General features: G+C 59.8%; 16 protein-coding genes and 2 pseudogenes. 6 read left to right on the top strand and 12 right to left on the bottom strand.

All coding sequences use genetic code 11. From position 1 onward, the window contains the following. Positions 1-7: 7 nt before the first annotated feature. Positions 8-802: a methylmalonyl-CoA decarboxylase gene (gene scpB, locus WHX55_RS17865; protein WP_150753267.1), complete on the bottom strand. Its 795-nt coding sequence runs from the start codon at positions 800-802 to the stop codon at positions 8-10. Beyond that, on the bottom strand, positions 799-2028 hold the full coding sequence (locus WHX55_RS17870; protein WP_353740946.1) for a CaiB/BaiF CoA-transferase family protein: 1230 nt from the start codon (positions 2026-2028) through the stop codon (positions 799-801). Before WHX55_RS17870 ends, scpB begins: the two co-directional genes overlap by 4 nt. 181 nt (positions 2029-2209) lie before the next feature. On the opposite strand from WHX55_RS17870, the gene WHX55_RS17875 reads away from it, so the two are divergent. Next, entirely contained in the window at positions 2210-3154 is a 945-nt protein-coding gene (locus WHX55_RS17875) for a LysR substrate-binding domain-containing protein (RefSeq protein WP_150753269.1), read from the top strand. A 333-nt stretch (positions 3155-3487) separates the two neighbouring features. On the opposite strand, the gene WHX55_RS17880 is transcribed toward WHX55_RS17875, so the two are convergent. After that, entirely contained in the window at positions 3488-4147 is a 660-nt protein-coding gene (locus WHX55_RS17880; protein ID WP_150753502.1) for a hypothetical protein, read from the bottom strand. A 364-nt stretch (positions 4148-4511) separates the two neighbouring features. Here WHX55_RS17880 and WHX55_RS17885 point away from each other — a divergent pair. Continuing rightward, positions 4512-4703: pseudogene (locus tag WHX55_RS17885) on the top strand (nucleotidyltransferase family protein); the annotation flags it as partial. 232 nt (positions 4704-4935) lie between these two features. Here WHX55_RS17885 and WHX55_RS17890 read toward each other — a convergent pair. From WHX55_RS17890 to WHX55_RS17910, 5 genes are all read right to left on the bottom strand, one after another. Beyond that, complete coding sequence (locus WHX55_RS17890) at positions 4936-6309, bottom strand: IS1182 family transposase (protein WP_353740947.1); 1374 nt, start codon at positions 6307-6309, stop codon at positions 4936-4938. A 144-nt stretch (positions 6310-6453) separates the two neighbouring features. Beyond that, positions 6454-7464 (bottom strand): AraC family transcriptional regulator, encoded by a 1011-nt coding sequence (locus WHX55_RS17895; protein ID WP_191624962.1) that lies wholly within the window; start codon positions 7462-7464, stop codon positions 6454-6456. 177 nt (positions 7465-7641) lie between these two features. After that, positions 7642-9072 (bottom strand): DUF1214 domain-containing protein, encoded by a 1431-nt coding sequence (locus WHX55_RS17900; protein ID WP_353740948.1) that lies wholly within the window; start codon positions 9070-9072, stop codon positions 7642-7644. 66 nt (positions 9073-9138) lie between these two features. Further along, positions 9139-10494, bottom strand: coding sequence for a DUF1329 domain-containing protein (locus tag WHX55_RS17905; protein WP_353740949.1), 1356 nt, complete (start codon positions 10492-10494; stop codon positions 9139-9141). After that, entirely contained in the window at positions 10494-12314 is a 1821-nt protein-coding gene (locus WHX55_RS17910) for a DUF1302 domain-containing protein (protein ID WP_353740950.1), read from the bottom strand. The genes WHX55_RS17905 and WHX55_RS17910 overlap by 1 nt, the downstream gene beginning before the upstream one ends. A 146-nt stretch (positions 12315-12460) precedes the next feature. Here WHX55_RS17910 and WHX55_RS17915 point away from each other — a divergent pair, with 146 nt between their 5' ends. Then, a complete protein-coding gene (locus WHX55_RS17915) occupies positions 12461-13498 on the top strand; it encodes an AraC family transcriptional regulator (RefSeq protein WP_150758783.1) in 1038 nt (345 codons plus the stop codon). 222 nt (positions 13499-13720) lie between these two features. Here the strand turns inward: WHX55_RS17915 and WHX55_RS17920 are convergent, their stop codons facing one another. Beyond that, positions 13721-15175, bottom strand: coding sequence for a TrkH family potassium uptake protein (locus WHX55_RS17920; RefSeq protein ID WP_353740951.1), 1455 nt, complete (start codon positions 15173-15175; stop codon positions 13721-13723). A 348-nt stretch (positions 15176-15523) separates the two neighbouring features. Here WHX55_RS17920 and WHX55_RS17925 point away from each other — a divergent pair. The 3 genes and pseudogenes from WHX55_RS17925 (at position 15524) to WHX55_RS17935 (ending at position 17643) form a co-directional block, all read left to right on the top strand. Continuing rightward, positions 15524-15733, top strand: a pseudogene (locus WHX55_RS17925) (hypothetical protein). 989 nt (positions 15734-16722) lie between these two features. Beyond that, entirely contained in the window at positions 16723-17139 is a 417-nt protein-coding gene (locus WHX55_RS17930; protein WP_353740952.1) for a hypothetical protein, read from the top strand. A 15-nt stretch (positions 17140-17154) separates the two neighbouring features. Continuing rightward, the gene (locus tag WHX55_RS17935) at positions 17155-17643 is read left to right on the top strand and encodes a hypothetical protein (RefSeq protein ID WP_150725579.1); all 489 of its coding nucleotides are present in this window, start codon (positions 17155-17157) and stop codon (positions 17641-17643) included. A gap of 126 nt (positions 17644-17769) precedes the next feature. On the opposite strand, the gene WHX55_RS17940 is transcribed toward WHX55_RS17935, so the two are convergent. From WHX55_RS17940 to WHX55_RS17950, 3 genes are all read right to left on the bottom strand, one after another. Beyond that, complete coding sequence (locus WHX55_RS17940; protein WP_353743064.1) at positions 17770-19011, bottom strand: thiolase family protein; 1242 nt, start codon at positions 19009-19011, stop codon at positions 17770-17772. An 8-nt stretch (positions 19012-19019) separates the two neighbouring features. Continuing rightward, on the bottom strand, positions 19020-20903 hold the full coding sequence (locus tag WHX55_RS17945) for a feruloyl-CoA synthase (protein WP_150756324.1): 1884 nt from the start codon (positions 20901-20903) through the stop codon (positions 19020-19022). An 89-nt stretch (positions 20904-20992) separates the two neighbouring features. Next, entirely contained in the window at positions 20993-22441 is a 1449-nt protein-coding gene (locus tag WHX55_RS17950) for an aldehyde dehydrogenase (protein WP_150756325.1), read from the bottom strand. Positions 22442-22444: the final 3 nt, after the last annotated feature.

The following is a 22444-nucleotide window of genomic DNA, read 5'->3' on the forward strand; positions in this document are numbered from 1 at the left end:
TGTCGTGCTAATTGCCATTAAATGCTGCTGGCCGGCGCTCGGCAAAGGCTGCCAGTCCTTCGCCAAAGTCAGCACTTTCGCAGGCTTGTCGGCGCAGTTCGGCAATCTGCTCCATCGCCTGCACCGGAATCGGTTGCAGGTCTTCGAGGATACGCAGCTGTTCCTTGACCGCCGCAACGGCCAGCGGCGCCTTGCTGGCGATGCCGTGTGCCAGTTCCAGCGCGGTCGCTTCCAGCACATCAGTGTCGACCAGTCGGTTGACCAGACCAAACCGTTGCGCCCGCTGCGCATCGAGCTTCTGTGCAGTGAAAAACATCTCCTTCAACACATGAATCGGCAAATTGTTGAAGAAGCGCAGCAATCCACTGGTGGTGTACGGCAATCCAATGTTCACTGGCGTCATGGCGAAGCTTGCGCTGTGGTCCGCGACGACCATGTCGCAGCTCATGACCAGATCCACCGCGCCGCCCCACACCGAGCCAGACACCAGGGCAATCACCACGCCGGGATAGGCGCGGATGCGGCGCAATACCTGTTCGAGCGGTTTGCCATAGGCAATCGGGTCGCGGTCGTGTTGCAGTTCGCGGATATCGTGGCCGGCACTCCACACGGATTGGCCGACTTCGCTGCCGAGGATCACCACCGGGATGCGTTGTGACGCCAGGGCGACGAAACTTTCGTCGAGCGCCGTCAGCAGTTGCGCGCTGAGTGCATTGCGGTGTGTGGGGTTGCTGAAGACCAGCCGCGCGATGCGTTCATCGACCCGGTTGACGATCACGGTTGCGGAAGAGGCTGGATTCATTGTGCGGCTCCTGTCGATTGCGCGCCGGTCATGTCATCGGAGTTCTGGAACACTATTTTAGCGGCGAGCAGTGCGTTGATCGATGCAGCGTCGAAACCGGCTTCGCGCAATACTTCGACGGTGTGTTCGCCAAGCAGTGGCGGTGGGCGGCTGACAACGCTGTCAGTCGCGCAGAACACCGGAGTCACTACCTGACGCAGTGCACCAAGTGTCGGGTGCGTGAGTGTTTCGGTCAGTTGGCTGTGCAGCACCTGCGGATCGTCGAAGACCTCATCGAGTGTGTTGATCGGGCCGGCGGGTAATCCTGCGTCGACGAACAGCGAAGTCCACTCGCGTTTACTGCGGGTTTTCAAACGACTTTCCAGAATCTCTCTCAATTCGTCACGACGTTCGACCCTCGCTTCATTGGTGGCGAAGCGCGGATCGTCCGGCAGCTCGGGCAAATCGAGCAGTATGCACAAACGCCCCCACATGGCCGAGGTGATCGGCGCCAGATTGAGCGGGCCATCCTTTGTCTGGAACACGCCGTAAGGTGCAATCACCGAATGGGCGTTGCCGGTGCGGCGCGGCACATCCCCCAGGCTGAGGTAGCGTTGGCCGTGCACACTCAGCAACCCGACGAGACTGCCCAGCAGCGACGTGCTGACATGTTGGCCGCGCCCGGTGCGCTCGCGCTCGAGCAGCGCGGCCAGCACCGCTGTCACCAACCACATGCCCGAAGTCAAATCGCCGATGGCGGTGCCGGTGCGTGTCGGGTCGCCATCGACGAAACCGGTCAGGCTCATCAGCCCCGAGTAGCCTTGGGCGATCTGGTCGAAGCCCGGCCAACTGCTCATCGGCCCGTCGGCGCCAAAGGCGTTAATGCTGCCCATTACCAGTCGCGGATTGCGGGCGCTGAGCACCTCATAACCGAGGCCCATGCTTTCCAGCGTGCCAGGCTTGAAGTTCTCGATGACGACGTCGGCGTCATCGACCAGCTGCCGGATGGTGGTCAACCCTTCGGGATTGCGCAAGTCAATGCACATGCCGCGCTTGTTGCGGTTACACGATAAATAGTAGGTGCTCACGCCCCGGTCGAAGGGACCCCAGGTGCGGCTCATATCGCCAGTCGGGCCGGGCTCGATCTTGATCACATCGGCACCGAGGTCTGCCAGCACCATGGTGCAGAACGGCCCCGACAGTGCGCGACTCAGGTCGACGATTTTCACGCCTTGCAAAGCTTGCATGGGATTCTCCATTGAAGGGTTGAATACGGGCCATTGCGCCAAGGCCTTTGAAGCGCTACTCGCCTTTGACGACCGTTAGCGCTTCGTGTTGTGAGACGAGTCTAGGCGCCGTATCTCATATCCTTCAAATATGATATTTCTCTAAACCCATCGGAAATTCCTATGGCTTAGGAGGGTACACATGGACCTGCGCCAGTTGCGGTATTTCATCAAGGTGGTCGAGTGCGCGAACATCACCCGCGCCAGTGAAACGCTGCATATCGCGCAGCCAGCCATCAGCCAGCAGATGCGCAACCTGGAACAGGACATGGGCATGCAACTGCTCGAGCGCAGCGTGCATGGCGTTGTTCCCACGGCGGCCGGACAAACGCTTTATCGGCATGCCATCGAACTGCTGCGCCAGGCCGACGGCACCCACGAACTGCTGCGCCAGGACGCCGAATTCCCGCAAGGCAAAGTCTCGGTCGGCATGCCGTCGAGTACGGCGCGCATGCTGGCAATTCCGCTCGCGCGCACGATTCGCAGCCGTTATCCGGGCATCAAATTGGAATTGATCGATGCTCCGAGCGCCGAACTCGGACGTCTGATCACGGTAGGGCGAGTGGCACTGGCGGTGAATGTCGATGCGGTCGAAACCCGGGGCATGGCTTTCCGGCGGCTGTTAACCGAAACGCTGTACTTGGTGGCGTGGCCGGAATTTGCATTATCGGATGAACCGGTGTCGATTGAAGCATTGGCGAAGATGCCGCTGGTGCTGCCCTGTGCTCCGAACACCATTCGCAGTCGGGTCGAATTTGCACTGCAGGAGGCCGGCCTGAAATGCGAGGTTGAATTCGAAGCCAATTCCACCGACCTGTTGTTCTCAGCCGTCAAGGCGCAGCTCGGTGTCACGATCCTGCCGTGGGCCGCGGCCCATGTTGAGCTTGTGCAACACAGGCTCAAGCTGGCCAGGATCGATCATCGACTGTTCAAGCGGGATCTTTCGCTGTGCTGGCATGACACGGTTGTAGAGAGCAATGCCGTGCAAAAGGTCAAGTCGACCATTTTCGAGCTGTTCGAGGAATTCGAGCGGCAGCCGGGGTGGGCAGATGAACTGGTCAAAGGAAAGAACCTCCAAGACTACTGACGGGCTGCTTTGGGTCGACTGCGGCCCTTCGCGACGGGCAGTTATCGGCCAGAAGCAGACATTAACGCAGCTGGGTTGGTAGTCTCTCGCTCCGACTTTTAACATCTAGGCCAGCGCCCATGATCCAGCTCTCGCAGGTGCAGACCATCATCGCTGCCGATCCGGTACGTTGGCGGATACTCCGTCTGGTGCAAGGATAGCAATACGGGGTCAGGTCTTGCCTTTTGCATAATAGCGATGGCAAAAGACAAGACCTGACCCTGAGGTTTCACAGACTTTCTGCACTGATCCGCCGTGCCTAGGAATGCGGCGACCCCGCAGCGGCATCGCCCGTCATTCTGCGGCAAAGCAGTACAGCAGCCCCGCCCCGCCCGAGCCGGCCAGGGCTTCGCTGCTGCAGCCACGCGAGGGGTGCGAGGAGTTCCACGAGCGTGCCGCCGCATCGTCACGCAGTCCTATTCGGTCATGATGACCGACCTGGGCCGTCCCTTCGCCGCTGCTGGTCCAGTTGCTGCAGGTATGGTCATCGCTGCCGGCGAACGCAGTTCCGTCCGCCTGCGAGCCGGTGAGGATGTCGTGCATGTTCGGCGTGTCGCCGCGCCCCTTAACCAGTGCCCCGTGTTCGTCCAGGGCCATTTCCTTGGTCAGTTGGTTGTCGCCGTGCAGTTGCGCGACGTCGCGGGCGATGACGACCCCCTTGGCGTTTTGCCAAGGGCCTTGGCCGATGCGATCACGGGCATTGACCGCCCCCGCACCGCCGACGGCACTGGTGCTGAGGTAAGCACGCCAGGTGTGCTGGCCCGCCCCGACGGCGGAGGCCAGCGTCTGGCAGTGCCTATCGGCGCCGCTCAGACCACCTAGATCGGCGCCCTTGCCCATGCCGAGGCTAGTGACAAAGAAGGTCATGTCCGTTTGCTGGGCCTGACTGGCGAAACTGCAGGCTAATGCCAGCAGGGCAGTCGGTAAGGTGAGAGTGAAAGTCGTGATGTGCATGTACAGTCCTCCTGCGGGAAAACGGCCTCCAAGATGGAATGTGACCGAGAAATTGAGCCTAGACGACGCCGGTTACCGACACACAGCCGCGGTTCAACCTTCCGTCCTCATGTATTGCTTGAGTGCGCGGCTCGCAGCTTGGCAGGCGGGCGTTGGATGCAGGATGCGGTAAGGCTCAATCCGCTTGGGGCGCTCTAGGGGCTTCGACACTTTTTCGACACGGCCCCGGGGAGCCAGAAAGCAAAAGCCCCCGATCTCTTTCGAAATCAGGGGTTTTCGTATTTCTCAAAGCAATGCGGGGTCAGGTCTTGCCTTTTGCATAATAGTGATGGCAAAAGACAAGACCTGACCCTGAGGTTTCAAGGTAGCTGTACGGCTTGGAGTAGAGGGTGTGGTCGAGGTCGCGGCACCACTCGGCCTAGACGATCTCTTTAACCTTGTCGTCCGACCTACGGTGAAGTTCCGGGCAGATAAACGGCAGGTCTATCTGAACCGCCTTCGCTCAAAAAACTGGCTTGCAACCTGGCCGGATCTGAAGGTTCTCCCGATAGGATGAAGCGTTTCATCTTCGAAGTTTCATGCCCGTTTCGGATCGTTAGCTGCCATTCCCGAACGTCCGCTTCTGGCCGATTCTGTTGAAAACAGTCGGATTTTCAGCTCGCCTGAACTCAGGCACGGTCACCTCTGGAGAACTTATTCACCACGTTGCGTGGTTTTTCGGCCCTTCGTTGACCTTTGCTGCTCGGTTATTGGGTTAATTTGAGGTTTTTTGCTTCGTGCAGACGCACCTATCCCGTGAGCGGTGGCCCTTGAGAGGTAAATTTTGCCAGCCGTCGCAGGTTCTGCACCGCGGCGGCCAGCGTGAACTCGTCGGTCGCGCCACTCATGCCACGTAGCCGCAAGCGATCCAGTTTCAGGATGCGCTTGAGGTGAGCAAACATCATTTCGACCTTCTTACGCTCGTGGCGAGAGCGCTGATATGTCGGCGTCGCTGCGATGCGCCGAGCCACATCACGAGCGGCTTCATGGACGCTGCGAGCAATCTTGCGGAACGATGTGTTTGGGCAGCACTTGGCTTTCATCGGACAGGCAACGCAGTCGGTCTGCCGGGATCGGAAGATGATGGTGTTGGCTTTGGTGACGTGTGAGCGCTCGTTCTTGAAGGCTCGCCATTCGCTGCGCAATGCGTTGCCGACCGGGCAGCGGTATTCCTCAGCCTCTTCATCCCAGTGGAAATCGTTGCTCGAAAAACTGTCGTTCTTGCGCTCGGTTTTGTCCCACACCGGCACGTGCGGTTCGATGTCTTTTTCCTCCACCATCCAGGCCAGCATCGGCGCGGTGCCGTACGCGGTATCGCCGATGAGGCGTTCCGGCTTGATGTCGAACTGCGCTTCAACGCGATCGATCATGGTCTTGGTGCTCTCGACCTCGGCCGTGCGATGAGCCGGTGTGGGTTCCACATCCACGATGACGCCGTGCTCGGTATCGATCAGATAATTCGTGGAATAAGCGTAGAACGCTGGGCCGCCTGGAGCAGCGGTCCAGCGAGCCTGAGGATCCGTCAGCGATAGTCGCTTCGGTAGCGTTTCGGCCAAAGCCTCTTCATCAAGTGCCTCAAGGTACTCACGCACGGCGCGGGTGCTCAGGGCCGGATCGCTCCAGTTGACCTGCTCATCGCCCGGTACGCCGCGCTGCCGACTCGCATCCGCTTTGATGATGCTGGCGTCCACGGCAAAGCCTTCGCCCTTGGCCAGACCTGCGTCCATGCAGCGACGCAGCACTTCATTGAACAACCAGCGAAACAGATCACTGTCCCGAAAACGGCCATGTCGATTCTTGGAAAAGGTCGAGTGATTGGGGACTTCATCTTCAAGGCTTAACCGGCAGAACCAGCGATACGCCAGGTTCAAATGGGCCTCTTCGCACAACCGCCGCTCTGAGCGAATGCCGTAGCAATAGCCCACGATCAGCATGCGAATCATCAGTTCGGGATCAATCGACGGACGCCCAATCGGGCTATAGAAATCGGCGAGGTAATGGCGCAGATCGTTCAGATCGAGACACCGATCAATGCTGCGCAGAAGGTGATTGGCGGGGATGTGATCTTCAAGATTGAACGAGTAAAACAGTCGCTCCTGCCCACTCGATAACTGTCCCATCATGCTGCGCGCTTCCCTGCTGGCCAATGCAGAGATTTTGCCGCAGGCCAGACAGGGGAGCTACTTTTTCAACACAATCGGCCATCAGCGGTCATTGAGCCGCTGCTTTTTGTCGGTAGTGCAATATCAATGCTGACCGCCTGACTTTCAACCAAGTATTTGCCGTCGATAGTTGGCGGGTGTGTTGTTTTGCCATCGACGAAAGGCGCGGACTAAGCTACTGGCACTGCTGAAACCCAGCTTGTCGGCCACTTGTTCCAGGCTCAGGGTAGGGTTGGCCAATAGCACCAGGGCTTGGGCCTCACGAGCCTGATCGAGCAGTTGGCTGAACGTCACGCCTTGTTCGCTGAGGTTTTTGCGCAGCAACGGTGTGCTGATTTCCAGCGCCATGGCGAGTCGCTCCAGATTCGGAGCATCCGTAAACATCTCGGCCAAGCGTGCGCGTAAGGCACTGGGCGGCAGCGGCAAGCCGAGTTGCGCCAGGTATTGCAAAATAGGTTGCTCCAATTGCGCCAACAGATGCGGGTTGGCGCCCGGTAGGACCAGAGTCCGGCTCTTGGCTTTGAACACCATGGCACTGCAAGGGCAGCCAAAGATCACCGGCAGTCCCAGTGCCTGCCAGGGGCCCGGATCTGCGGGGGGGTGTCGTGACAGTTCAAGACGACGCAGCAAGTGCCGCGCCTGAAGGCCAGTCTGGCGTTCGAACAGTCGAATGTAGACCCCCTGATAAAAGCAATCGAGCGCCGCGTCGGTGTGGCGGTGCGGGCCATGCTGACGAATTTCCAGACGCAGGTCGCCGTTGGCTTCGGTGGTCAGTTGGGGGAGTGCGCTGGTGGATAACACGCGAATAATTTGCACGTGGCGCTGTAAGGCTTCACCAAAGGTGGCACTGGTACTGAGTGCCAGGTCGATGCCGTAGAACTGCGCTGGCAGCATGTAGCGCGCCACGCGCAGGCCAAAGGCTTCATCGCCGGTCAACTCGACACAGCGAAGCCACAGTGGACTGAGGATCGTGACGCTCAGGCGCAACTCAGTCGCCTGCATTACCGCAGGGTCGATGCCAACCCCGAGCAGCACCGGTTCAGGCTCGATACCGTACTCGCCGCGCAGGGTGTTGGCGATGGCACTAACGACGGTAGCCAGGGTTGTCTGGACCAAGGTTGCTTGGGAAGATGCAAGAGGCTTCATGGCAAGAGAAGGAGTCAAGGTTTATCGCGAAGAATGGCTGTCTGTCGAGGGTTTCGCAAGAACAAAAAAAGCGCCCCAAAGGTTCAGTTCGGGGCGGTTCGAGGGGGCATGGCCCCAAGGGTCGATGAAGGAGCGAAGCAATATCCGTCAGACGCGGCTGACGGCTGGACCGGGCCAGGTCAGTGCAGCAAAGTCACCCGTAGGCTCATAGCCCCGCAGGATCATCAGGAATGGTTTTCCGGCCTCGGTCGGTAACCAGTTGGCGGTTTTCTCCTCACCCGGGTCGCTGGTTTGTAGGTACAGGGTGATCGACCCGTCGGCATCTGCCACCAGGTGCGAACGGTTGCCGACCGAGTAACGGTTCAGGGCATTGGGGATTACCGAATAGCCCTCGTAACGGTACAAATGCAGTGACCAGAAAGCATTAGCCTGCGGCAGCTTGCCGGCAGGGAACGTCACGCGATACTGCGCGTTACCATCGAGCAAATGGCCGGTCGCGTCCTTCTGGTAAATCAGGTAGATCGTTTCGCTGATCGGCAATGCTACGGTGCCAAGTAATGCCATGCTGGCCCGATAGGCGTAGTCGTCGCCATAAGTACCGATGTGCTTGAGCGGATAAAGCCAACCATTGCTCGACAGGTTGCCCGCCATGTTCTTGGTGGTAGTGATTACTTTCGCACGGCCATCAACTTCAGCCCGCATCAAGCCACGGCGTGCGGGCTCATCCAGTGCGGAGAAATCCGGTGTTTTGCTGGTGCCCAGGTCAATCGTCGCGAAGCTTGCGAGCAATCCAGCGTCGCTGTGGGGTGGCGGGCATTCGCGCAACATCAGTTGCAGTGTCTTGAAATCGGCCAGCGGGTCAGTCTGTATGCTCGCAGGTTGGAAGATCTGAGCCGGTGGTGCCTGCCAGCCGGACTGTCCGTGCGCACTTAGTGGGAACAATTCGAATCGCTCCTGCAACGCGATGACCTGTTGCCGGTCGGCATCATCAGCGAAGTACAGGCGCAACAGGCCAAACAGCAACGGCGAAGGTGCGCGATAGACCTTGGCCACTTCGCCAGGCAGCGTGCCTTGCCAGTCGGGGCCGACGAGTGCAATCAATGCACCATCGGTGAATTCACGGTGATTGGGCACGCCGAAGCCCACGCCGAACAGATCGCACAGCTGGATGCTCCAGTAACGCGAAGTGATCGGCGGAATGCGCAGCAACAGCGGCTCTTCACGCAGGTCGCCCCAGAAGTTGGAGTAGAGCGTATCGGTCTGTGGCATGCCCGGCACTGCCGGAGTGACCGTATGGCGACGATGAACGAAGGCGCCATAGCGGTGCTTGATCCCGTTCATCGGGTCGCCTTCCATCATCCGCGTATAGCGCAACCGGGCGAAGTAGATCAGCGGATAGCCGTACACGTACGCGGCCATCCCCAACTGATAGGCCTGTTCTTCACGGTTATTGGCGGCCAGTACCCGGCCACCCGGTAAAATGGCGCTCAAGCCGCCGATCAGGCCGGCAGCGGCGAAACCCTTGAGCAGGCGGCGACGCTGCTCGAACAGATCATTTACATCATTGAAATCTTGCATGTGCTTATCCTTTGAAGCAGAAGCGTGGGCAACACCGGAACCCGACAGGCAGGCTCCGGCAGTCGCTTACTTGCCCAGGCGTTTGAGTTGCGCCGGAGTGAATTCGGCTTTCTCGGTGATGAAGCCGACATCCATTTTTTTCTGTACTTCGTTGGTCATGTAGTTGGTTGCGTAACCGCCGGAAATCAGATCGTAGGTCGCTTCCAGGGCGGTGAACGGCAACTCGACGTCGTGTTGCTGAGTCAGGTACGACTCGTAGTTGCGCCACAACTCACCTCGGCTGTCATAGATGTCCGACGCCATGATTTGCCAGGTGTCTTCATCGATATAGAAACGTCGCTTGGCGTAGACATGCCTGGCCGAGGGTTTGAGCGTCGCCTCGATCACCCACACGCGGTGTTTTTCGTAGCGCACCAGATCCGGGTTGAGGTAACCGGGCGTAAGCAGATCGGTGTACTTGAGGTCTTTGTTGGCAAGCTGGAAGGCGTTGTAGCCGACCAGCATTTCCTGCTTGCCGATCAGTTTCCAGTCGTAGCGATCCGGCGCGCCGTTATAGCCGTCGACGCTGTCCGACACCACTTGGCCGAAGCTGTAACGGGCGCTGTTGTCATAGGCCACCGTCGGCGCTCGACGAACCCGGCGCTGGCCAGGGATGTACTGCCAAGCCGCACGGGGTTCCGCGATCTGGTTCAGCGGTTCCTGGATCAGCGTCACTTCGCCGGAATATCGCGAAGGCGTCTGGGTCAGCACCCGGGTGAAGTAGAGAAGATTGGCGTCCGGCTCGACGTCGGCGACGTTCTCACGAAAGGCACTCAATGCGTCATACGTCACCACCGTGGAATCGCCACGGGCCTGGACTACGGCAGAGGCAAATTCGCGACGGATCGCGCCGCCTCGAAAACGCGTCATGTGATTCCACAGAACTTCCATTGCCTCGGTTGGCTCCGGAAACGGCACGCCGAACGTGTAGCCCTTGAGGCCGTAGCCACCCTCTTCCAGCGATACAGCGCTCAGATTGGTACGGCTTTGATCCTGGTACTTCTGCGGCAAGCGCGCGGTGCGATGCGTCGGGAATACACGCATGCGATAGTCGGGGTAGCGAACAAACATCGCTTGTTGCCCCGAACTCAGCTGTGCCTTGTGCTGCGCAAGGTTGCTCTTGTCGACGGTGTAAAGCGGCTTCTCGCCAGCAAAGGGGTCGGCGTAGTTTCCGGTTGCACTCACGGCGGCGGCGCCGGGTTTCAAGCCACCGCTCCAGGCCGGGATACTGCCATCGGCGTTGGCGCCGCGCTCGGCGCCCATGGTGGTAAGAGCACTGTCCAGACGCACTGCATCGGTCTGTTTGGCTTCCACCGAGCTGAGATAGCATGCTGCCAACAGGGAAAGAACGAAGGGCAATCGGGTTATGGAAGTCGTCATCATCAGAAACTGGCCTTGAGGGTGACCGAAGCGAAATCCCGGTCATCGATGGTTGAAAATTTGTTGGTGCCAAAGAAGTCGTTGTAAGCCAGCTCCAACGAGTAGTTATTGCGATAGTCGAACGTCAGCGCCGCGCCGGCAGCCATCTGGCCTTCCTGGAAGTTCGGGCCATAGCCCTCGACGTCATGACGGAAGTTCAATGATGGAGTGACCACTGTGGCCGGAATCAGGCTCTCGTAGGCCAATGCCGCGCGCAGCCGATAGCCCCAGGAAAAGCCGGTGGTATAGCCATGGGTGTTGCAGAAGTCGGCATTCTTGTCGGCAGCCTGCGACGGGCTCAAACCACCCGCCGAAGGCGTGAAACACGCCGCACCGCTGTTCTGCACCCGACCGAACACACTGGCGCGACCGAGCCGTTCCTCATTGAGATTGATGTCATCGATCCAGTTCGCCCCGGCTTCGGCTGCCCAGGTCAACTTCTGCGCACCGAGCACGTTGCTGACGTTGTTGGTGGCTCCCAGGCTGTACTGCCAGACTTTCTTGCGCGTGTAGCCCTGAACATCGCTGCCCAAGGGCGGCGCCACCCCATCGAAGATCGGTGTGCTGGCACCGGAACCGGCGATGGCCGCCACCACATCGGAAGCGTTGAAGGACAGTGGCTGGTTGGGCCGGTAACTCAATTCGCTGAACACCGCCGTGCTGCCGACCACCCCGCTGAGACTGATGCCGAACAGGCGAATGTCTTCCGGGTAGACGGTGTTGTAAGTACCGGTGGGCAGCGTGCCAGCGGCGAGGCTGGTGCGCACGGTGCCGTTCACCAAAGGTGTACGGCTGTGGTAGTTGGCGTAATAGAAACCCAACTCGGCGTCATTGAGCGAATCAAGAGTCTTGCGCAGAGCCAAGCCGTATTGGCCGCCGTCGCTGGGCCAATCCGAGGCACCGCGAGTCTCGTAGGCACGGGCCCGGATCGACTGTGCAGTGGTCAGGTTGCCTGGCGGATTGACGATGACTTTATTGAACTGGCAGCCTTCCTGGGTATTGTCGCTGACCGAGAAGAAAGTACCGCAGCCATCAAAAACCGAAGGCCGGAAATTGTACTGATAGAAACCTTCGAGGCTCAGGGTGTCTGCCAAGTCGTAACTGAAGCTCAGCATCTCGACCGGTAACTGGCCTTCTTTCAGTTCCACGCCGGGACGGTTGAAGGCCGAGGCGTCCAATGGGTTGATGGCGTTGATGCCGTTTTGCAGGAATAGCGCCTCGCCCCACGACAGCACCTGTTTACCCAATTTCACATTGAGCTGGTGATCGTTGACTTCGAAGTTTTTCCACGCATACAGATCCAGCACCTCGAAACCCTGGAACTTGGCCAGATCCTGCCATCCGCTGTCGTCAAACCGGGTGAAGTCGCCGTTTCCGGTTTCGTAGGCGTGGTCGTACCAATACTTGAAACGCACGAAGGCGCCCTGCCCGCCATCGTTCAAGTCAAACTCGGTGAGCCCCTTGAAGACCTGCGAGATGGTGTCGCCCTTGTCGAAGTTGAGCTTGCCGTCGTCGGCGCTATAGTTGATGCCTTCGCCACGCTTGCCGATAGAACGAGCATCGGCGACCGTTAGTTGATCAGGATCGGCGTTGCGCAAGGCCCAACTGTTGCCCAGGGTCAGCGTGGTGTTGGTGGTCAGGCTCCAGTCGTCATTGACTTGCCAACTGGTGGCCTGGGCCATTGGGCAGGCCAGCGCCGCCAATGCAATACCAGCGACCGAAAAGCCCGGATGCAAGTGGTTGATGCGTCTCGCGCGGGTACGTGGTGGTGCAAGCTGCTTCATGCTCATGTTCACCTGTTTTTGTTTTAGTGGTGAGTACGTAACGACGCGCAAGGTGCTGGCGGTTGGCAATTTCAGCCGTACTATGTCGCGCCGCCGAAGACGCAAAAGGGTTGCGCCGCCGGGACAGCCACGATGGGAGGATTTGCTTGAAGATCGTTAATCATTGGCCGACAAATCGTTTCCCGGCGCATCGAAATAGACCGTCGTTATGTGTCGGCATCATCAACTCGGGGGTGCTGGAACTGGAGGCGCGCGGCGTGGACATGCAGCGCCTGCAAAGCGACTGGGGCGTGAGCCTGGCCAGCCTGCGCCAGCCGCATTTGCGTCTGCCGGCATTTCTGGCTCGCCGGTTCTGGGAAGTGGCGCGCGACCTCAGTGATGATCCGGCCATCGGCCTGGCCGCGGCGCGGCAGAACGATCCCGGGCAAATGCTGGGCCTGGCCTATCTCATGCAACTGATGCCCAGCCGCATGCAATCACTGGACATGTTGGCGCGCTATTGGCCGTTGTGGACCGGACATATGAGCTTGCTCGGCGAAGTAAAGGACGGACTGCTGCACGTGGCCCTGATGCCCGAACATGCCTTGCAGCCGGCAGTAGAAGAACTGGATTTCTGGGGTGCCCTGCAAATCCAGCACCTCAAGGGCTTGCCTGGAACCACCAATGCGGTGCGCGAAATCCATTTTTGCCGTACCCGCCCGGAGAACCCCGAGCCTTGGCTGAAGCTCTTTGCCGGCGAAGTTCGGTTCGATGCCGCACGCAACGAAGTGGTACTGGATATGGCGGCCCTGGGCGAACCACGTCCAGGCGGTAGCCCGGCCATTTGCAAGGCATTGGAGGCCGCTTTGAAAAGCTACGCGGAGCAAACTGCACGGGAGTCAGTGTTCGAAGCCGTGGCCAACGCCGTGCTGGCCGATCTTGCACAGCCTCCGGGTCTTGAGCAAATGGCCGAGCACTTGCACCTCACCTCGCGCACGCTGCATCGCGCGCTTCATCGGGAGGGCTGGACGTTCAATGCCATTGTGGAAATACACCGCCGTTACGTGGCGCATGATCTGCTCTCAAGCGGGAAGCTATCGGTGAGTGAAGTGGCTGAGCAACTGGGGTACCGCGAAGTTTCAAACTTCAGCCGCGCCTTTCGCCGTTGGTACGGAGTAAGCCCTAGTAAATTGCACGAGCACTGACGTTCGAAATAAATCGAACGGCAGTTTCCTTCCTGGTGCTTTTCTTGAGTGTCAGCTATGGGTCGACTTTCGCCCTTCGCCAGTGGCAGAAATCGGCAAATAGCGGCAACCCAAACGACTACTGATCTCTCTATGGAAGTACTCGCTGCCCCTTGGGTGGGTATCGACAGATTTATTTTCGTCCCCCATGTACCTTTTAGACTCAGCCCCCGACAAGGTGGGTCAATATCTCCAGAAAACGGGAGTTACCAGTACCAACACAGTCAGGATTTCCAGCCTTCCCAGAAGCATTCCAACGGTCAGTAGCCATTTGGCGGCATCCGGTAATGAAGAGAAATTACCGGCCGGTCCAATGATCGTGCCCAGCCCTGGTCCAACGTTACACACCGCAGTAGCGGCACCGCTCAACGCTGTTGTCCAATCAAGCCCAATGAGAGCCAGGCCCAAGGCGATGGCAGCAATAGTGATGGTGAAGAAAAACGAGAAGGTCAAAAGCGAGCGCAAGATCTCCTCGTCGATGGGATGACCGTTGTATTTCTTCTGAATCACGGCGCGAGGATGGATCAACTGCTTCAAACTACTGACCAGCAGAGCGGCAGCAACCTGAAAACGGAAGATTTTGAGACCGCCTGCAGTGGAGCCGGAACATCCACCCACGAAGGTCAAATAGAAAAACAGCAAGACAGCGAAGCTGCCCCATAACGTGTAGTCGCCAACCGCAATTCCGGTGGTCGTGACGACCGAGGTCACATTGACTGCCACGATACGAAACGCATCCCACCATCCGTAATCGCTGTGAAAACACAGCCAGGTACCCACAGCCAGCGATGTGACGAGCAAGAACCCAATGAATCCGCGTACCTGGTGATCCTTGATCAGCGCACGCCGATTTCCCCGCAATGTTGCAACGTACAAGGTAAAGGGCAGACTGCCCAGAATCATGATGGCCACCGCCACCCAGTGAATCGCAGGTTGCGCCCAATGCCCAAGTGAGGCGTCCGAAGTTGAGAACCCCCCGGTAGAGATCAACGACATTGCGTGGTTGACCGCTTCAAATGGCGTCATTCCAGCAAGCCAGAGCGCCAGAGCTCCGATGCCAGTAAGCCCCAGATAGAGCAGAAGTATGTACTTGGCTGCCACATGGGAACGCGGTGTCACTTTCTCCGACCAGTCTGAGGACTCTGTCTGGAACAGACGCATACCGCCTACTCGCAACAGTGGAAGGATCGCCACAGCCATGCCGATAAAACCGATGCCTCCCAACCAATGCAGCATGGAGCGCCATATCAACAAGCCGGGAGATGAGCTATCCAAACCGGTGAGTACCGTCGAGCCAGTGGTTGTGATGCCAGACATCGTTTCAAAGAATGCGTCGGTGTAGCTGATATCGCTGATGAACACCATTGGCAACGCTGCGAAGGTGCACACGACTACCCAGCTTCCAGTTGTCAGCAGGTACATATCCCTCGGGCGAAGCTGGCCAGTATCCGGGCGCCCCCGCACGATCAACAGCAATCCACAGAGGAAGGTAATCAAACTCGACCAGAGAAAGGCCGACAGATCGTCGCTACGCTCATAGGCCACCAGCGTGATCATGGGAATAGCCATGCTTACGGCCAGCGTGATCAGAAAAATGCCCAAGATGAAGCCGATAAGCCGAATTGCTGCGAGGGACATAACAGTAGCGTTCCAAATTAGCACCACGCAGTATCGGATGCCCCCCCTAAAGCCCCCGTAAATTTTGCGTAAAACTTCTACGAGCAATCAGTCAGGCTGGGGACGTCAAAGGGCAGCTTCACGCCCAGAGGAAGTCAGTCAACCAAAATCGAGACTCTTCAGGAGCGGTGAAACACGCTTCCTCAAGGCATTCAAATAGGTGGTTTCATCGTAGCGCGCCCTGAACCTTCAAGCTGCGCGAGATGGCGCGCGATACCGAAATCCTCCTCCGGCTTCCTGCCGACCGCCCCACCTTCCCTCCCTCACGATTGGCGACTGCTACGCTGAAATCTCCACGGAGGATTCGCGATGCCAAATTCTGACCTACTCCCTTCCTTGCTGTTCAAGCTCAACTAAAACCGGCTTGCCCTTGAAGCCGCCATCTTGGAGCTTTCGAACTGGGTCGAGCAGCGCGGATCGGCCGATGTCGCCGACAATGTGCGCGGCGCCCTTGAAGCTATCGACAGGAATGAGGAATTTATCAAGATGACGCTCGCAATGATGATGGCGCCGGAGTGACGGCTATCGGCTGTGGCCAATCGCGTCATAAGCAGCTCGAGAGCGACTCGCAAGCCCCTGAATATCTCGTGGTCTAATTAAACTTTTGATACCCATTTAGGCGAGAATGCTTGCCCAATAGAGGCTCCGGATGAGCGGCCCCGGCTCAAGCCGAGAAAAAACTTAACGTCGTGTCCGGGATTAGTTGACCACTACAAACTCGCCTGATACACGATTGCCAGACAAGGTTTTTTGCTGATCGACTGGCGTGCCCCCACCCAGACCACGACTCACTGAAATTCAGATTTATCTCTTTACTTAGCGACTGAGTAAATTTTGTGGCGAAGCGTCTACTCACACGCTCAGGGAGTGTAGATCACAATAAGCCAGCATCCCCTTGCGCAGCTGAGCAGCTCAGATTCAGTTCCGTAATATTTACGCGCCGCCATTACGGACCATTTGGCTTCGAGAACAGCCAATCGTGATCAGCAGCTAAAAAGCGGATAGTCAGAGATTAACTCTTGAGGTCCGCCAAAGACCGCTATGGGTCGGTTGCAGCCCTTGGCGACAGGCAGAAACCGGCCATAAGCGGAGTTTCAAACCGGGCGCTTCCGGCCGTCAAGCGCCAGTGGCGGCCCCAGGACCTGGACAGCCGTGTACTGACCTTGCCGAGGAACGGGCGCAAGGCCATCGCCAGCCGTTTCGGCATTGAGGTTGCCATGCCTGCAAGCTCGAGAACCTTGTATTGCGCGGGTTCGCCAAGCCGCCCCAAGGCGATTTGAGGCTTCTGTCGCGGTAGTTACTTCGAACGACTCTAGCGCTTATAGCGTAATGGCAAGTTGCCTTTCTTTGCTTGGTCTATCTTCCTACTCGCCTGACCGAGATGCTTTGCCAAGGTCCTCGCGACCACAAGGCTCAAGGTGGTGCGGCACCACGCCTGCAGGTAAGTGTGTGGGGTCGACATAGGGCACGCCCGACGCTTGCGTCGAAACCTTACAAGGAGTTCTCTCATGGCAATTCCTACCACCAGTTGTGACGTCCAGGTGCAAATCTGGGTCGACGACAATGCAGTGACCAATGGCTCCACCTCGGGGGTCTATCTGGTCGATAACCGTATCTCTGCTGGCACCACCAACGAAGGCACCGCCAACCTGAATACTGCTGCGTCCAAAGGCAGCAATGTCTGCTGGGAGGTGTTCCTGATCAATCCCAAGTCGACCTCGCAGGTCTCCATTGCCGCCTTCGGTAACTCGAACGCCTGGGGCTTCAGTGGCCAGCCGCAAACCGCTTCGGATAACCCGAGCGCGTTTACCGGCACCGTGCAGAACGCAGGTTCCGCGTCCTACCCGGTATCCCTCAATGTACAGGTGGCGGGCGGCTCCGGTATCACCGTGAAGCTCAACCCCAGCGTGACTGTCTCTGCCTAAGGAAGGAGCACGACAATGAGTGGCCAAAAAAATACTGCCCAGGTCTGGGTTGCTGATTCGCAGGTGCTTGCCGGCATCGCCAATCCGCAAACCGCAATCACCATTGCCATCGATACCTCATATGTACTGGGCACTGGTGGCGGGAACATTTCCACCGGTGTGTACATGTTTGACAATCGTCTGAGCAATGACAGCAGCGGCGAAGGAACGCTGGAACTGCGCACCCACTGCAACATCGGGGACTACATCGGCTTCGAGGTGGTACCGATCGATCAGAACGCTGGCGACACGGTGTCCATCACCGGCTTCCAAATTTCCCAGGGCAGCGTGTTCGGCAGCGATGGCTACCCGATGCAAGTCGGTGCCGCTGGTAACTATTGGGTGGGCCTGGCTCGCAACGCATCGTCTCAGACCACCTACCAGATCCAGGTCAAGGTGACCTCTGGAGGACTGCGGCCATCGACACGTTTCATCCAATGGGACCCCTTCATTGGTACGAACTGACTAGCTGAACCAGCGGAAGGAGCGTGGCTCCTTCCGTCCCCTTCCCCTTCCCCTTCCCGGCAACCACCTCTCGGCCAGAACCGGTCATTACCGGAAAACACAGATTGTCCGTCAGCCGACGAAACCTCAGGCCCGCCAGGCCGGATTCTCGATCAATAACGCCATGCCCTGCCCGCCGCCAACACAGGCCGCGGCGACCCCGTAACGCAGATTGTGCTCACGCAGTTGTCGCGCCAGGGTCAGCACCAGACGCAAGCCACTGGCGGCCAAGGGGTGGCCGAGCGCCAACGAACCACCCTGGACGTTCAGACGCGAACAATCCAGCTCCAGTTCCTGGGCCACCGCCAGGACTTGGGCGGCCTGGGCCTCGTTGATTTCGAAGCGGTCGATCTGCTCCAGGCTCAAGCCACTGCGCTGCAACAGCAGGCGAATCGCCGGTGCCGGACCGATGCCCATGAACTCTGGCGCCACCCCGACCACCGCGCTGGCCCGCAGCAAGGCTAGCGGTGTATCCCGACAGGCCGAAGCGCGCCCGACCAGGGCCGCTGCCGCGCCATCGACCACCGCACAACTGTTGCCGGCGGTTTGCACCCCGCCTTCGTGCACGCTGCGCAACCGGGCCAACGCCGCGATGTCTCCGGGCCGTGGGTGGCTGTCTTCACTCACCATGGCGACACCGCGTGACAGGCGGATGCCCCGTGGCTGATAGCCTTGCAGTTCAAACACCTGATGCCCCACGGCAACGATCTCGGGTGCCAGCCAGCCTGCTTGTTGTGCCGCAAACGCCCGCTGATGACTGGCACAGGCGTAGGCGTCCACCGCTTCGCGACTCAGCCCATAACGCCGCGCCAGGTTGTCGGCGGTGGTGATCATGTCCACTCCGGGAGCCGGGTCGTACAACGCTTCCCAGAGAAAATCCTTGAACTGCACTTGCGCGCCAAGGCGGAAGCCACCTCGATGGGTATAGGCCGCAATCGGATTGCGCGACATCGATTCGGTGGCCACGCACAGGGCCAATTGCACGCCGTCATCCAGTTGCCTGGCGGCCTGGCGCAGCAGTTCGAAACCGGTGGCGCAGATGCGCTGCACCCCCAGTGCCGGAACCGATTGCGCCACGCCGCTGTAGAGGCCGATGTGCCGTGGCAGCAGGTAGGCATCGAAGCTGGCCTGGGCCATGGAACCCGCCAGCACGCTGTCTACCGCCAGCGGATCGACTGCCGCGCGCGCCAGTACTTCGCGCCCGACCTTGATGCCCAGGTCGATCGGCGAAACCTCGGCCAGCGCCCCACCGAGGTCCACCCACGGCGTGCGCACCGCATCGAAAATCGCCGCATCGGCAAAGGCCGAGTACTGCCCGCCTGCACTCACGACTTCGCTCACGATTTCGCCCCCGCGCGCAGGATGGCCGGATCGAGCCCGCGATACAGCGCCTCGACCTGCTCCGCGCGCCACTGCAATACCGCACGCTGGTTGATCGAACCCTTGTCGGTGATTTCCCCCCGGTCGATGGACGCCGGCTCATCGAGCAAGGCGATCCATTCCAGGCGACTGGCGTTGCCCGTGGCCTCGCGATTGAGTCGCTGCAACCAGCCGGCGAACCACTCGCGCACCGGTGCGCTGGCCAACACCTCTGTGTCGCTGGCACTGGCCGCCAGCCCTGACAGCCGTCGACATTCAAACATCCGTGGAAATACCAGCGCGCCCAGGCATTCACGATCAGGTGCGGTCACCACCAGGTCCTGGACATAGGGCGAACCTTCGAGCACCGCCCGGCTGCGCAAAGGCCCGACACTGACGAACACCCCGGATGACAACTTGAAATCTTCGGCGATGCGCCCGTCGAACATCAGCCCCAATTGCGGATCCCGCGGGTCGGCGAGCTTGAGCGCATCGCCGGAACAATAGAAGCCCTGCGGATCGAACGCTTCGAGGGTCTGCTGCGGTGACCGCCAATAGCCGGGCATGATGTGCGGCCCACGAAAGCGCCCTTCCAGTTTGCCGTCCACCGGCACCAGGCGCACCTCACAACCGGGCGCCGGCAGGCCGACATAACCGGCCATGGACAACGGCCCGGTGGTGAAAGTGCAAGACGGCGAAGCCTCGGTCATGCCGAGCCCGGCCATCATGCGGATACGTTCACCGCAGTGCTGTTCGGCGACGCGGTCGAGCCGGTCCCAGACACTTTGCGACAGGCCGGCCGCGGCAAAAAAGAACAGGCTGATGTGTTTGAAAAAGATCTCCCGCAGTTCCGCGTCCTGCTCCAGTGCCGAGGCCAGTTCTTCCCAGCCCTTGGGCACGGTCAGGTAGGCGGTGGGCGACACTTCCTTGAGGTTTCGCAGAGTCTGCGCGAAACCCTGTGCCGTGGGCTTGCCGTCGTCCAGGTAAAAGCTGCCACCGTTGTAGAGCACGATGCCGACGTTATGGCTGCCGCCGAAGGTGTGGTTCCACGGCAGCCAGTCCACCAGCACCGGCGGTTCTTCGCCGAACACCGGAAACGTCTGCAACAGCATCTGTTGGTTAGAGCACAGCATGCGTTGGGTGGTGACCACCGCCTTGGGCAGCCTGGTCGAGCCGGAGGTGAACAGGAACTTGGCGATGCTGCCCGGCCCCGTGCTGGCAAACGCAGCTTCGGCCTCGGCCCCGCCCGGCTGCTCAAGCAGGCTGGCGAAGCTGACCTGACGGCGTCCCGCGATTTCGCCCCGGACGGTAATCATGGGCGTTTCAGCCGGCAGCACCGCCTCGATGGCACGCTGGTAGGCCGCGGCATCACTGACAAACACCAGGCCAGGCTGCAGCAGGTCGCAGACGTGACGCAGCTTGGCGAAATCCTGGGACAGCAGCGAATAGGCCGGCGACACCGGGCAGTAGGGAATGCCCGCATACAGGGCGCCGAACGCCAGTTGCAAATGTTCGATGTCATTGCCCGAGAGCAGCACCAGCGGTTTGTCTGCCGACAGACCGTAGCTCAACAGGCTTTGGGCGATGGCCCGGACACTGTCGAGCATCTCGGCGTAGCTGACCCGACGCCAGTCACCGTCGACCTGGCGGGCGGCGATAAAGGTCTGCTCGGGACGCACCCGGGCCCAATGCACCAGACGGTCGAGCAGTCGCGGCGGATACTCGGCCAATGGCTCCAGGGAACGCATGTGCAATGCACCCTGCTGTTCTGTCACCTCGACCGCTGCGCGACCGATGGACACGTGACGGTAGCGCGGCGCGCTGGCCTCGGTGTGGGGTTGCGATCTGAATTCGGAACTCACGTGCTTGCTCTCCATCAAGGCACGCTACCACCAAGCCGCACGAATGGGCATGGTGGTGGCTGCAGCCTTTTTATTGTTATTTCTGCGGTTCAGATCGGGTAATGCCGCGGTCCATGTTGCAAGGTGACCCAGCGCAACTGGGTGAAATGCTCGATGGACGCCTTGCCGCCAAAGCTGCCGTAGCCGCTGGACTTGACCCCGCCGAAAGGCATTTGCGCTTCGTCGTGCACGGTCGGGCCATTGATATGGCAGATGCCCGACTCGACCCGTTGGGCCAGCGCCAGCGCACGCCCGGTATCGCGGCTGAAGATCGCCGCCGACAACCCGAACTCGGAGTCGTTGGCCAGACGCAGCAGCGCTTCATCGCCCTCCCCGCGCAACAACACCGCCACCGGGCCGAAGGACTCTTCGCGATACAGACGCATGGTCTCGTTGACGCCATCAAGCAGGGTCGGCTGCAAAATGCTGCCGTCCAGTTGCCCGCCGACCACCAGCCGTGCACCCTTGACCAGGGCATCGTCGATCAACCCCTTGATGCGCGTTCCGGCACTGACATCGACCAGCGATCCGAGTACCGAATCCGTCAGCGCCGGATCACCGGCGCGCAGGGTCTCGACCTTGGCCGCCAGCTTGGCGACAAAGGCGTCGGCGACCTTGGCATCGACGATCAGCCGTTCGGTGGACATGCAGATCTGTCCCTGATTGAAGTAAGCACCGAAGGCAGCCGCCTCGACCGCCGCATCCAGATCGGCATCATCGAGCACCAGCAACGGCGCCTTGCCGCCCAACTCCAGCAAGGCCGGCTTGAGGTGGCGCGCCGAGAGCTCGCCGACAATACGCCCGACATGGGTCGAGCCGGTGAAGTTGACCCGCCGCACCGCCGGGTTGGCAATCAGCCGCTCGACAATCGCCGGGGCATCCGCCGGAGCATTGCTGATGACATTGACCACGCCATCGCCCAACCCGGCATCCTGCAACACCTGACCGATCAGGCGATGTACCGCCGGGCTCAGCTCCGAAGCCTTGAGCACAACGGTATTGCCACACGCCAGCGGCATGGCGATGGCGCGGGTGGCGAGAATCACCGGGGCATTCCACGGGGCGATCCCCAGCACCACACCGCAGGGTTGGCGCAGGGCCATGGCAAAACTGCCCGGCACATCCGAGGGAATCACTTCGCCATTGATCTGGGTGGTCATCGACGCCGCTTCTCGCAGCATGTTGGCCGCCAGCCGCACGTTGAAGCCGTACCAGTTGGCCATGGCCCCGGTTTCACCGGCCGCGGCAATGAACTCGGCGCTGCGCGCCTGCAACTGCTCGGCCGCCTTGAGCAAACGGCTGCGACGTTCATTGGGCGCCAGGGCGGCCCAGGCGGGAAACGCTGCCTGGGCTGCAGCCACCGCGGCATCGGCATCTTCCAGGGTGGCGGCGGCAACCCGCGATACCACTTCACCGGTTACCGGGTTGCGGCGTTCGAAGGTCCGACCGTCGCGGGCAGGCAGCGACTGGCCGCCAATCAGCAGGGGCACGTCCAGCATGGT

Origin of the sequence: Pseudomonas fluorescens (assembly GCF_040448305.1) — a bacterium.
Classification (GTDB): Bacteria; Pseudomonadota; Gammaproteobacteria; order Pseudomonadales; family Pseudomonadaceae; genus Aquipseudomonas; species Aquipseudomonas fluorescens_BH.